General features: G+C 68.6%; 11 protein-coding genes. 3 read left to right on the top strand and 8 right to left on the bottom strand.

Features of this window, described 5'->3' with window-relative positions; all coding sequences use genetic code 11:
• The first annotated feature begins 84 nt into the window (after positions 1-84).
• The gene (locus tag ACFWP7_RS11900; RefSeq protein ID WP_384379941.1) at positions 85-1,107 is read left to right on the top strand and encodes a LacI family DNA-binding transcriptional regulator; all 1,023 of its coding nucleotides are present in this window, start codon (positions 85-87) and stop codon (positions 1,105-1,107) included.
• Between the two features lie 402 nt (positions 1,108-1,509).
• Here ACFWP7_RS11900 and prcA read toward each other — a convergent pair whose 3' ends face one another.
• The 5 genes from prcA to arc all read right to left on the bottom strand — a co-directional run bounded on the left by prcA (position 1,510) and on the right by arc (position 7,282).
• Positions 1,510-2,256 (bottom strand): proteasome subunit alpha, encoded by a 747-nt coding sequence (gene prcA, locus ACFWP7_RS11895; RefSeq protein WP_384379938.1) that lies wholly within the window; start codon positions 2,254-2,256, stop codon positions 1,510-1,512.
• Between the two features lie 123 nt (positions 2,257-2,379).
• Positions 2,380-3,225, bottom strand: coding sequence for a proteasome subunit beta (gene prcB, locus ACFWP7_RS11890; RefSeq protein ID WP_371550911.1), 846 nt, complete (start codon positions 3,223-3,225; stop codon positions 2,380-2,382).
• Between the two features lie 147 nt (positions 3,226-3,372).
• Positions 3,373-3,591 (bottom strand): ubiquitin-like protein Pup, encoded by a 219-nt coding sequence (locus ACFWP7_RS11885; protein WP_365434733.1) that lies wholly within the window; start codon positions 3,589-3,591, stop codon positions 3,373-3,375.
• Positions 3,592-3,769: 178 nt separating this feature from the next.
• A complete protein-coding gene (dop, locus tag ACFWP7_RS11880) occupies positions 3,770-5,281 on the bottom strand; it encodes a depupylase/deamidase Dop (protein ID WP_384379933.1) in 1,512 nt (503 codons plus the stop codon).
• Positions 5,282-5,515: 234 nt separating this feature from the next.
• The gene (gene arc, locus ACFWP7_RS11875) at positions 5,516-7,282 is read right to left on the bottom strand and encodes a proteasome ATPase (protein WP_384379930.1); all 1,767 of its coding nucleotides are present in this window, start codon (positions 7,280-7,282) and stop codon (positions 5,516-5,518) included.
• A gap of 259 nt (positions 7,283-7,541) precedes the next feature.
• Here arc and ACFWP7_RS11870 point away from each other — a divergent pair, with 259 nt between their 5' ends.
• On the top strand, positions 7,542-7,841 hold the full coding sequence (locus tag ACFWP7_RS11870) for a ferredoxin (RefSeq protein WP_384379927.1): 300 nt from the start codon (positions 7,542-7,544) through the stop codon (positions 7,839-7,841).
• Positions 7,842-7,933: 92 nt separating this feature from the next.
• On the opposite strand, the gene ACFWP7_RS11865 is transcribed toward ACFWP7_RS11870, so the two are convergent.
• The 3 genes from ACFWP7_RS11865 to ACFWP7_RS11855 all read right to left on the bottom strand — a co-directional run bounded on the left by ACFWP7_RS11865 (position 7,934) and on the right by ACFWP7_RS11855 (position 11,497).
• Entirely contained in the window at positions 7,934-8,509 is a 576-nt protein-coding gene (locus ACFWP7_RS11865) for a hypothetical protein (protein WP_384379924.1), read from the bottom strand.
• A gap of 198 nt (positions 8,510-8,707) precedes the next feature.
• Positions 8,708-9,610, bottom strand: a complete 903-nt coding sequence (locus tag ACFWP7_RS11860) for a tRNA (adenine-N1)-methyltransferase (RefSeq protein WP_384379921.1) — start codon at positions 9,608-9,610, stop codon at positions 8,708-8,710.
• 252 nt (positions 9,611-9,862) lie between these two features.
• Entirely contained in the window at positions 9,863-11,497 is a 1,635-nt protein-coding gene (locus ACFWP7_RS11855; protein ID WP_384380236.1) for a site-2 protease family protein, read from the bottom strand.
• A gap of 172 nt (positions 11,498-11,669) precedes the next feature.
• On the opposite strand from ACFWP7_RS11855, the gene ACFWP7_RS11850 reads away from it, so the two are divergent.
• Positions 11,670-12,596: a RecB family exonuclease gene (locus tag ACFWP7_RS11850; RefSeq protein ID WP_384379919.1), complete on the top strand. Its 927-nt coding sequence runs from the start codon at positions 11,670-11,672 to the stop codon at positions 12,594-12,596.
• Positions 12,597-12,609 lie beyond the last annotated feature (13 nt).

Raw genomic sequence — 12,609 nt, 5'->3', positions numbered from 1 at the left:
GCGTCCGAAGTTTTACGTATAACTTCCTCTCCCATACGTACCATGTGCGCAGTCCGCGAGTCCAGACGAGGGAGCAGGTCGACGGTGGCACGAGGTAGCACGCGCCCCACGAGCCGGGACGTCGCCCAGGCCGCCGGGGTCTCCCAGGCCGCCGTCTCGCTGGTGCTCGGGGACAAATGGCGCGGCCGGGTCTCCGAAGCGACGGCCGAACGGGTCCGGGAAGCCGCCCAGGAACTCGGCTACCGCCCCAACCTTGCCGCCCGCAACCTGCGCCTGGGCCGCACCCGCACCGTCCTCCTCGTGGTCCCCGCCCTGACCACCGAGTTCTTCGCGGGCGTCTACACGGGCGCCGCCCGGGTGGCTGCCGAGCACGGCTTCGGCGTCGTCCTCTACCCCTCCCCCGAGGGCATCGGCCCCGCCCGCGACCCCTTCGGCTCGGCACGCGCCGCCCTGGACGGCGTGATCGCCTCCTCCATGGCCGCCGACGCCCTCACCGCAATCCGCGGCGACCAACTCCCCCTGGTCATGCTCGACAGCAACCCCGAGGGCAGCCTGGGCGCCGCAACCGTCAACCTCGACATCAAGGACGGCGTACGCCAGGTCGCCGAGCATCTCCTGGCCCTCGGCCACCGCCACTTCCTGCACCTGGCGGCCGACATCCCCTCCTGGACCTTCGAGGTACGCGCTCAGGAACTCACCACACGCCTGGCCGAGGTCCCCGGCACCCACCTCCGCACCGCCCGCGCCCCGCTCTCCATCGAGGGTGCCCTGAAGGCCGCCGAAACCGCCCTGGCAGCCCCCGGCCCCCGCCCCACCGCCCTCGTCTGCGACGACGACAACCTGGCCGCCGGCGCCTACAAGGCGGCCCGCCGTCTGCACCTCCGGATCCCCGACGACCTCTCCATCACCGGCCTGGACGACCTGGCCCTGTCCAGAGCCATCGACCCCGAACTGACCACAGTCCACCTGAACGCCGAACTCTTCGGCGAACGCGGCATGCAGGCCCTCCTGGCCGTCCTGGAGGGCCATACCCCCCTCCAAGGCGACATCCCAGTACACCTGGTCGTACGAGGCTCCACAGCCCCACCACGCCCCCCAGAGCCCTAAATCCCAGGCCCCGCCACCCCATCAGCAAGCCGAGATACCGGCAGCCGCAACCCGAGAGACCCACCACCCACGCACCCACCCGCCCACCGGCGGCAGGACCCGGATGGCCGAGAGACCGGCACCCGCCCACCGGCGGAAGGGGCCGAGGGCCGGTACATCAAATGCCCGTCGCCAACGTGGTCACACCGCCTCCAGCCCTACAACACACGACAGTGCCCCTCGGCGACGGGCGGATGTACCGGCCCCCGGCCCCGACCCCCCACCGGACCGCAGACGCCCGGACCGCAGACGCCCGGACCACAGGCGCCCGGACCACAGGCGCCCAACCCGCAGACGCCCCAAACGCCGCGCGCCCCGGCCACTACGGACCGGGGCACGCGATAAGCAAGGTCAAAGACGAGATCACTCGTCGTCCTCAGGATCCTCCGCCTCGGTAGCCGTAGACGCCCCATCCGCCTCAAGCAGCCGAGCCAACTGCCGCCCAACAATCCGCTTGAACTTCCGCTGCTGCGGCCGCGTCCGGTCCAGAATCGCCACCTCGAGCCGCTCCGCCGGAATCTCCCGCTCCCCCCCGTTCGCCTCACGCGACAGGGACTGCACGGCCAGCTTCAACGCCTCGGCAAGCGACATGCCGTCTTCATGGCGCTGATCCAGATACGTACTGATCTGCTCGGCATTACCACCCACCGCGACCGACCCGTGCTCATCCACGATCGACCCGTCGTGCGGCAGCCGGTAGATCTGGTCACCCTCGGGGGTGTCCCCCACCTCGGCGACCACGAGCTCCACCTCGTACGGCTTCTCGGCCGCACTGGAGAAGATCGTGCCCAGCGTCTGGGCATAAACGTTGGCGAGACCGCGGGCGGTCACATCGTCACGGTCGTAGGTGTAACCCCGCAGATCGGCATAACGCACGCCGCCGATCCGCAGATTCTCGTACTCGTTGTATTTGCCGGCGGCGGCAAAGCCGATCCGGTCATAGATCTCGCTGAACTTGTGCAGCGCACGGGACGGGTTCTCGCCGACGAACACGATGCCGTCGGCATACTGCAGCACAACAAGGCTGCGGCCACGGGCAATGCCCTTGCGGGCGTATTCCGCCCGGTCGGCCATCGCCTGCTGGGGTGAGACATAGAACGGCGTCGACACCGGCTATCCGTCCCTTTCTGTCGAAGTCACTGGATCACCTTCCAAGAAGTCGCTGTCAGAGCGACCACCAGGCAGCAACCACCAAGCAGCAACCACCAAGCAGTCACTACCAGGCAGCCACTGTCAGAGCAGCGCCGCCCGCGGACCGTCGGGCTGCTCAAGACGCCGCTCCAGGATCGAGCGGGCGATCTCGGAGGACTCCTCGTCGCCCAGACGGCGGAATCCGTCCTCAGTGATCACGGTGACGATCGGGTAGATCCGGCGGGCGACGTCAGGACCACCGGTCGCCGAGTCGTCGTCGGCCGCGTCGTACAGGGCCTGGACGACGAGGGTCGTGGCCTCCGCTTCGGAAAGGTCCTTGCGGTAGAGCTTCTTCATGGCACCGCGCGCGAAGACCGAGCCGGAGCCGGTGCCGGCGAAGCCGTGCTCCTCGGAGCGGCCGCCGGTGACGTCGTACGAGAAGATGCGGCCCCTCTCGCGGTCCACGTCGTAGCCCGCGAAGAGGGGGACCACGGCGAGGCCCTGCATGGCCATGCCGAGGTTCGAACGGATCATCGTGGACAGGCGGTTGGCCTTGCCCTCCAAGGAGAGCGTGGCGCCCTCCACCTTCTCGAAGTGCTCCAGCTCCAGCTGGAACAGCTTCACCATCTCGACGGCCAGACCCGCCGTACCGGCGATGCCCACCGCCGAGTACTCATCGGCCGGAAAGACCTTCTCGATGTCACGCTGCGCGATGACATTTCCCATGGTCGCCCGCCGGTCACCGGCGAGAACCACACCACCGGGGAACGTGACGGCCACGATGGTCGTGCCGTGCGGAGCCTCGATCACGCCCTGGGTGGGCGGCAGCTGCCGCCTGCCCGGGAGCATGTCCGGCTGGTGGTCGGAGAGGAAGTCCATGAAGGACGACGACCCGGGCGTCAGGAAGGCAGCCGGCAGACGCCCGGTGCTACGAGGGTTGGCTTCCACGCGATTCCTTCCACGTAGGCTGCGGCCCGCCGTCGACGGCCGAGCCGATCATCAAATCTGTGCACGGACCATACCCGCGCGAACGCCGATCATCCGTCCCGGCGCCGACCCGCTGGATCAGGCCGACTCCGGGGCGGACAACTGGCGTTATTCTCCGCCCTTTTGAACGAAGGACCTCACGAAGTCCTCAGCGTTCTCTTCGAGGACGTCATCGATTTCGTCGAGGACGGAGTCCACGTCGTCGCTCAGCTTCTCCTGGCGTTCCTTGAGGTCCTCGGAACCCTGCGCGTCCTGCGCCTGCTCCTCGGCCTCCTCGGTGGAACGCGTGGCCTTCTGCTGTCCGCCGTCGGTGTCCTTGGTCGCCATAAACCCTCACCCCGCTCGGTTCGACGTTCTTGATCAGACCCTACAAGCAGGGTCCGACATCGGCCCCGCAGTTGCTACAACGTCCGGGAGCCACCTCGATGATTCCCGGACACGGCTTCTTTCCACCCCGATCCGCCGCTCCGGCCCCTTGGGCCCGTGCGGGCCCCGCCGTGACCGCTCAGCCGCCCGACAGGACCTTGACCAGGTCTTCGGCCGTACGGCAGCGGTCGAGGAGCTCCTTGACGTGATTACGCGTTCCGCGAAGCGGCTCCAGGGTTGGGACGCGCTGGAGCGAGTCCCTGCCCGGCAGATCGAAGATCACCGAGTCCCAGGAGGCCGCCGCGACGTCGTCCGCGTACTGCTCCAGGCAGCGCCCACGGAAGTACGCGCGCGTGTCCTCCGGCGGCTTCGTACGGGCCCGCTCGACGTCCTGCTCGTCCAGGAGGCGCTTCATCTTGCCGCGCGCCGCCAGGCGGTTGTAGATGCCCTTCTCGGCCCGTACGTCGGCGTACTGGAGATCGACCAGGTGCAGCCTGGCGGCGTCCCAGTCGAGGCCGTCACGGCGCTGGTAGCCCTCCATGACCTCCCGCTTGGCGACCCAGTCGAGCTCTCCGGAGAGGCTCATCGGGTCGTTCTCCAGGCGGTTCAGGGTGTCCTCCCAGCGGAGCAGGACATCCACGGTCTGATCGTCGGCGTCCGACCCGAACCGTTCCTCCACGTACTTGCGGGCCAGCTCGAAGTACTCCATCTGGAGCTGCACAGCGGTGAGTGTCCGGCCGCTGCGGAGCGTGACCAGGCGCTTGAGTGTCGGATCGTGCGAGACCTGGTGCAGGGTGCGTACGGGCTGGTCGACCGCCAGGTCCACGGCGATGAAGCCGTCCTCGATCATCGAGAGGACCAGGGCCGTCGTGCCCAGTTTCAGATAGGTCGAGATCTCGGAGAGGTTCGCGTCGCCGATGATCACGTGCAGCCTGCGGTACTTCTCGGCGTCCGCGTGCGGCTCGTCGCGCGTGTTGATGATCGGGCGCTTCAGGGTGGTCTCCAGGCCCACCTCGACCTCGAAGTAGTCGGAGCGCTGGCTGAGCTGGAAGCCGTGCTCGTGCCCGTCCTGCCCGATACCGACGCGGCCCGCTCCGGTGACGACCTGACGTGAGACGAAGAACGGCGTGAGGTGGCGCACGATGTCCGAGAAGGGGGTCTCCCGCTTCATCAGGTAGTTCTCGTGCGTGCCGTACGAGGCGCCCTTGTTGTCGGTGTTGTTCTTGTAGAGGTGGATCGGCTGGGCGCCCGGAAGCTGGGCCGCGCGCTCCGCGGCCTCCGCCATGATGCGCTCGCCGGCCTTGTCCCACAGGACGGCGTCCAGCGGGTTGGTGACCTCCGGCGAGCTGTACTCCGGATGTGCGTGGTCCACGTAAAGCCGCGCACCATTGGTGAGGATGACATTGGCCAGGCCGATGTCCTCGTCGGTGAGCTGGCTGGAGTCGGCGGCCTCGCGGGCGAGGTCGAAGCCCCGCGCGTCCCGCAGCGGATTCTCCTCCTCGAAGTCCCAGCGGGCGCGGCGCGCCCGGTGCATCGCCGCCGCGTACGCGTTGACGATCTGGGACGAGGTGAGCATGGCATTGGCGTTCGGGTGGCCGGGGACGGAGATCCCGTACTCCGTCTCGATGCCCATTACTCGCCGTACGGTCATGCGGCCCTCCTTGCCCGGCAGTGCCCTCGGTCGGGGGCGCTGCTCAAGTACCGCTGGTGCTCCGGCGCGTGTGCGGTGCCCGTCCCCGCACTGCGCGACTCGGCGGTACGAAAGAGCCTAGAACGCCTTTGCACTGGTGGGGAGATCATTTGCGTCATTGCCTCGCTCCAGCCGTGACCCGGAAAGCAGTCGGCTGCGGGTACCCACGGAGGGCACCCGCAGCCGCCCTGTCTTTTACAGGTACTGACCGGTGTTGGCCACCGTGTCGATGGAGCGTCCGGTGTCCGCGCCCTGCTTTCCGGTGACCAGCGTACGGATGTAGACGATCCGTTCGCCCTTCTTGCCGGAGATTCGGGCCCAGTCGTCCGGGTTGGTGGTGTTCGGCAGGTCTTCGTTCTCCTTGAACTCGTCCACGCAAGCCTGGAGGAGGTGGGAGACCCGAATGCCCTTCTGGTTCTGGTCGAGGAAGGCCTTGATGGCCGCCTTCTTGGCGCGGCCGACGATGTTCTCGATCATGGCGCCGGAGTTGAAGTCCTTGAAGTACAGGACTTCCTTGTCGCCGTTGGCGTAGGTGACCTCGAGGAAGCGGTTCTCCTCGGACTCGTCGTACATGTGCTCAACGGCAGTCTGGATCATGTTGTTGACCGTGGCCGCCCGGTCGCCGCCGTGCTCACCGAGGTCGTCGGAGTGCAGCGGAAGGCGCTCTGTGAGGTACTTCGCGAAGATGTCCTTCGCCGCTTCGGCGTCCGGGCGCTCGATCTTGATCTTCACATCGAGTCGTCCGGGGCGCAGGATCGCGGGGTCGATCATGTCCTCGCGGTTCGAGGCGCCGATCACGACCACGTTCTCCAGGCCCTCGACGCCGTCGATCTCGGCGAGCAGCTGGGGGACGATGGTGTTCTCCACGTCCGAGCTGACGCCTGATCCACGGGTCCGGAACAGGGACTCCATCTCGTCGAAGAAGACGATGACGGGGGTGCCCTCGCTGGCCTTCTCACGTGCACGCTGGAAGACCAGGCGGATCTGCCGCTCGGTCTCGCCGACGTACTTGTTCAGGAGCTCGGGGCCCTTGATGTTGAGGAAGAAGCTCTTGCCGGCGCCCTGACCGGTGACCTCCGCGACCTTCTTGGCCAGCGAGTTGGCGACGGCCTTGGCGATGAGGGTCTTTCCGCATCCGGGGGGGCCGTACAGCAGGACGCCCTTGGGCGGCCGCAGTTCGTGCTCCTTGTACAGATCGGGGTGGAGGTACGGGAGCTCGACCGCGTCGCGGATCATCTCGATCTGGTTGCCCAGGCCGCCGATCTGCTCGTAGCCGATGTCCGGGACCTCTTCGAGGACGAGCTCCTCGACCTCGCTCTTCGGAACAACTTCGTAGACATAGCCGGAACGGGGTTCGAGAAGCAGGGCGTCGCCAGGGCGGATGACGACGTCCAGGAGTGGCTCGGCGAGCCGTACCACCCGTTCCTCGTCGGTGTGCCCCTGCACAAGGGCGCGCTCTCCGTCCTCAAGGATCTCCTTGAGGGTGACGATCTCGCCGATGCTCTCGTACTCCAGGGCCTCGACCACGTTGAGAGCTTCGTTGAGCATCACTTCCTGGCCGCGCCTGAGCTCTTCGAGCTCCACGCTGGGGCTGACGTTCACCCGGAGCTTGCGGCCCCCGGTGAAGATGTCCGCCGTGCCGTCCTCGTTGGCCACGAGGAAGACACCGAAGCCTGCCGGCGGCTGTGCGAGCCGGTCGACCTCTTCCTTGAGGGCCACGATCTGGTCGCGGGCCTCACGGAGCGTGTTGGCGAGCCGCTCGTTCTGTGCGGACACGCCTGCCAGATTCGTCTGCAACTCGACGATTCGCTCTTCGAGAATCCTCGTGTGTCGCGGAGAGTCGGCGAGCTTGCGTCGCAGGACGGCGATCTCCTGCTCAAGGTAGGCAATCTGCCCGGCGGGGTCATCGGACCCTCTTCCCGGGCGGATGCCGCGGTTCATGTCGTCGTCGTGGGCTGCCACGGTCCTCACCTCCTCCAAGGGGAGCTGGACGCTTCCAGACCCTACCTGGGTGGGTGTCGATTGAAACCCCTAGATCACAAAGACTGTCGGGGTGTGTCCGATCTTCACCCTTGCGCTCTCCCTCACGCCAGTGGAATACCCACCCAACATGATTGGGAAGCGGACGGAGGTAGGGTCGAAGTGTTCAACACCCGTCAGGGCTGGCCCGACTTGCAGGGATATCGGGTCACTCGGCACAGGAAACGGCAGGAGAAAGACCGTGCAGCAGGAGGCCGGAGTCGACGGCGAGGCGCTTGAGGTCTGGATCGACCAGGATCTCTGCACCGGAGACGGGATCTGCGTCCAGTACGCGCCCGAGGTCTTTGAGCTGGACATCGACGGCCTGGCGTACGTGAAGGGCTCCGGCGACGAACTGCTGCAGAACCCGGGCGCCACAACGCCCGTACCGCTGCCGCTTCTGCACGATGTGACGGACTCGGCGAAGGAGTGCCCGGGCGACTGTATCCACGTACGTCGGGTTTCGGACAGGGTCGAGGTTTACGGTCCTGACGCGGAGTGATGCCATGAGCGCCCTGTGTCACCAGTGTCTGCTTGCTCACACCCTTCGCCGCGCGGAGGGTGTTTTCATATGTCCGGAGCCGCGGAGGGCGTTCACACGCCCTGGGCTCCGGAGGGTGTCGAGCGGACGAACGCAGCGTTCTTCCACTGCCACTTGGCGAGATCCTTCACGTCCGGGCAGCAACTCGGCACGTCGGACGAGGAGTACCCGAGAAGGGTGGCGGTCACGACGCCGTCACTCAGCGCGAAGTCGGTGACGCTCAGGCGGTCCTTGGGGTCGACCAGGGTGGCCACGACGCGGGGCTTGGACTCGTCCGTGGCCTGGGTGAGGACGTAGACACCGTTGGGCGGCGTGCCCGAGCCCGCGTCGCAGCGGACCACGGCCACGGTCTCGGGGCGTCCGTCGCCGTCGAGGTCTCCGGACGCCTTCTTCTGGACGAGGACTTTCGTGGGCCCGCACTCGATCGGGAAGTCGACGGCGGACGGATCGGGGGCCGCGGCGGCGGCCAGGGCCGGCTTCGCATCGGAGCCGGCCTGAGCCGCCGTGGCCGGGTCGGGCTGCAGCAGGGAGGAGAACGCGACGACTCCGGCGACGGCGGTGGCCGTGGCGACCCACTGGATGGGGCTGGTGTGCGTGTGTGCCAATTCCGGGACGGCGGATTGCTGCACTAGGAGTGTCTCCCGTGAGGGCTGTGCCGGTGGGGGTGCCCCGCATGGTGCCACACGTCACAGTGCGGCGGAACGGCGGGGTCCGCACTTCTGACGGACATTTGGCGGACTTTTGGCGGCGCGCCAACAGGAGAGCACTGTGGCCGAGTTCCCCGGCTGTCCCGGGAACTCGGCCACAGTTGTGGTGCGTTGGTTACGTCAGCGGCTCATGCCGCCGTCGGCGTTCGGACCGGTGTAGTCGTCGCCGTAGGCGCCCTTGGAGGGCCGGCGGCGGCGCATGGGCGGTTCGACACCGTCCGCGAGGCGGCGGGCGGTGAGCAGGAAGCCGGTGTGGCCGATCATCCGGTGGTCGGGGCGGACGGCCAGGCCCTCGACGTGCCAGTTGCGGACCATCGACTCCCAGGCGGTCGGTTCGTTGAAGGAACCGATCTCGCGGATGGACTCGACGGTCCGCGCGAGCTGGGTGGTGGTGGCGACGTAGCAGCAGAGGATGCCGCCGGGGACGAGCGCCTTGGAGACGGCCTCCAGGCACTCCCAGGGGGCCAGCATGTCGAGGATGACGCGGTCCACGTCGGTGTCCGACAGGTTGTCCTGGAGGTCGCCGACGGTGAGCTGCCAGGCGGGGTGCTTGTCGCCGAAGTAGCGCTCCACGTTCTGCTGGGCGATCTCGGCGAAGTCCTCGCGGCGCTCGTAGGAGTGCAGCATTCCCTGGTCGCCGATGGCGCGCAGCAGGAAGGCACTGAGTGAGCCGGAGCCGACACCCGCCTCCACGACACGGGCGCCGGGGAAGATGTCGGCGAAGGCCAGGATCTGACCCGCGTCCTTGGGGTAGACCACGGCGGCGCCGCGGGGCATGGACAGGACGTAGTCGGGGAGCAGGGGGCGCAGCGCGAGATAGGCGACGTTCCCCGTGGTGCGGACAACGCTGCCCTCGGGAGCACCGATCAGCTCGTCGTGCGGGAAAGAACCCTTGTGGGTGTGAAAGTTCTTTCCGGCCTCGAGCGTGAACGTGTAGTGGCGGCCCTTGGGGTCGGTCAGCTGAACCTGGTCCCCGACCTTGAAGGGCCCGCGCCTGCGGGCGGCACCGGTCGGTTCGGACATGTGACCAGCCTACCGGTCCGGCAAGGAGCACCCGACCACCGCCCGGAGCACCGCTAGGTCCTGTCGTCACCTTCCCGTCGTCGCCCGGAGGGCGGCCTCGCGCCCGCTGCGCCAGCAGCCTGTGTCGCAGTAGGTGCGTGCTCTCGGTGTGCCGGGCGTGGACCCTCGTACCGGACGTACTTGGGTCTGCGCCCAGTGCGGCGAGAGGGCGTGCATGGCGTCGCGAGGCAGACGGGAATGGGACGACAGGACCTAGGCGGGCCGGGCCATGGCTTTCACGAAGGCGCGCTCCACGTCGGCGGCGGACAGGACGCCGTAGATCTCGCCGGAGTCCTCGATGACCAGGTACTCGGTGGCGGGGTTGGCGCGCAGGGCGTCGAGGAGGTCCTCGCCGGCGAGCTCGGCGGAGACCCGCATGCCGTCGGTGAGGTCCTGGGCGAGGCCACTGACCGCGACCCAGGGACGGCGGTGTTCGGGTACGCCGACGATGGCGGCCTCACGCACCAGGGAGAGTGGCTGGCCGTCGGCGTCGACCACGACCAGGGCCCGGGCGCCGGCGTCGTTGGCGCGGCGCAGCGCTTCCGAGAGCGGGGTGCTGGTCTCGACGGGGACCGCGCGCCGGGTGAGCGCGCGGGCGCGCAAGTCCGGGAGGTGCTCGCGCAGGCGGGCCATCCGGAGGCTGTTGCCGGCGCCGGTCCAGATGATGGCGGCGAGGATGGCGGCGAGCAGGGCGTCCGTGACGGTGTCCATGCCGCCGATGTCGGCGGGGGCCCCGCCGATCGCGCCGGACTGGGTGAGCAGGGGCAGTCCGATGAGTACGGCGACGGCGAGGGCGCGGCCCACCCAGGCGGCGGCGATCGTGCCGCTCATCGGCCTGCCGGTGATCTTCCAGACCACCGCGCGGAGCATCCGGCCGCCGTCGAGGGGCAGTCCGGGCAGCAGGTTGAAGGCGGCCACGATGAGGTTGGAAATCATCAGGCCGCCCAGCAGGACACCCGGCACGGTGCCCGGGTCGACGGTCTGCATGGCGAGGTAGAAGACGCCCGAGAGGACGAGGGAGAGCAGCGGCCCGACGAAGGCCAGGACGAACTCCCGGCCCGGGGTCTCGGACTCCTTCTCGATCTCCGATACCCCGCCGAAGAACTGCAGCTGGATCCGGCGCACCGGCAGCCCGAAGCGCAGGGCGGCGACCGTGTGGGCCAACTCGTGGACGAGTACGGAGGCGTAGAAGGCGACCGCGAAGAAGAGAGAGACGAGGTAGCGCAGGGCGCCGAGTTCGGGCAGCACCCGGTCGAGCTGGCCGCCGAACACCCAGGTGATCAGGGCGGCGACGAGAAACCAACTGGGCGCGACGTACACGGGCACCCCGAACGGGCGGCCCATGAGCAGTCCACCGCCGGGCCCCTTCTCGCGGCGCGGCGACCGCCCCTTGCCGGACCCGGACTCGGCACGTGTCCTGACACCGTCCTCGGCCCCGGCTTCACGTGCAGCACCGGCGTCCGGACGGGCGTCGTCAGTGGGGGCTCGGCCGACTTGGGGCTCGTCCGAAGGACGGGGGGTGGCGGGCTCGGTCCCCGCCACGGGTCGGGAGGTGTCCGCAGGCTCATCCGAAGGACGCGAGATGGCCACAGACTCATCCGAAGGACCGGAGGTGGTCGCAGGCTCACCCGGGGCGGCCGAGGCGGGCTCGGTCCCGGCCGCGGGCCGGGGAACCTCGGCGTCGGCGTCCGGCTCCGTAGGGGTGGGCCCGGTGGAGCCCTCCGGGCGTTCCCGTTCTGGGCGCGTGGCGTCCGCGGCCGGGCCGCCGGAGGCCTGGGGCCCCTCGTGGCGCTCGGTCGCTTCGTCGGTACCGGAGCGCGGCTTCCCGCTCTCGCCGCTCTCGTCCACGATGTCCCCTTGTTCGAAGCGTCCTCCGCTCCCGATCATGCAGAGCAGGGTCTGTGGTCGATGGTATGCGGCCGTCGCGGCACGTTCCGCCCCGGCACCCCCTCTGTTTTCCGCGGTGTTGCAGGAGCCGCTGCCGTATCACTGTCAGTGGCGAGCCGTAAGGTCTGTCGTCATGGAAACCAGCACCGAGGGCGCGGCCGGGACCGGCACCGCGGACGCACCCGCCGAAGCCGTGGCGACGGTGGCGGCCCTGCCGCCCGTGTCCCTGTCGCCGTCGCGCGCCAGCGACTTCATGCAGTGTCCGCTGCTCTACCGGTTCCGGGTGATCGACAAGCTCCCCGAGAAGCCGAGCGAGGCGGCCACCCGCGGCACGCTGGTGCACGCGGTGCTCGAGCGGCTCTTCGACGCACCGGCGACGGAGCGTACGGCGCCGCGGGCGAAGTCCTTGATCCCCGGCCAGTGGGACAGACTGCGCGAGACCCGGCCGGAGGTCGTGGAGCTGTTCGCCGACGACCCCGAGGGCGAGCGACTGGCGCGCTGGCTCACCGAGGCCGAGCAGCTGGTGGAGCGCTGGTTCACGCTGGAGGACCCGACCCGGCTGGAGCCCGCCGAGCGGGAGCTGTTCGTCGAGGCGCAACTCGACTCCGGGCTCAAGCTGCGCGGCATCATCGACCGCGTCGACGTGGCGCCGACGGGCGAGGTGCGGATCGTCGACTACAAGACAGGCAAGGCCCCCAGGCCGGAGTACGCCGAGGGTGCCCTGTTCCAGATGAAGTTCTACGCCCTGGTGGTGTGGCGGCTGAAGCAGGTGGTCCCGCGCCGGCTCCAGCTCGTCTATCTCGGCAGCGGCGACGTAGTGACGTACGACCCGGTGATCGCGGACCTGGAGCGCGTCGAGCGCAAGCTGCACGCGCTGTGGGAGGCGATCCGGGAGGCCACCGACTCGGGTGACTGGCGGCCCCGGCCCACCAAGCTCTGTGGCTGGTGCGACCACCAGCCGGTATGTCCGGAATTCGGCGGTACTCCCCCGCCGTATCCTCTGCCGGTCAGGGCGCCGGAGTCCGGGGGCGCCCAGCAGGGCAGAATGGGGCCGGACTAGCGAAGGAGACTCA

The sequence above is a fragment of the Streptomyces sp. NPDC058470 genome (assembly GCF_042721055.1).
Classification (GTDB): Bacteria; Actinomycetota; Actinomycetes; order Streptomycetales; family Streptomycetaceae; genus Streptomyces.
The sequence above is the reverse complement of the archived record's forward strand: the minus strand, read 5'-3'. Positions and strand labels throughout refer to the sequence as shown.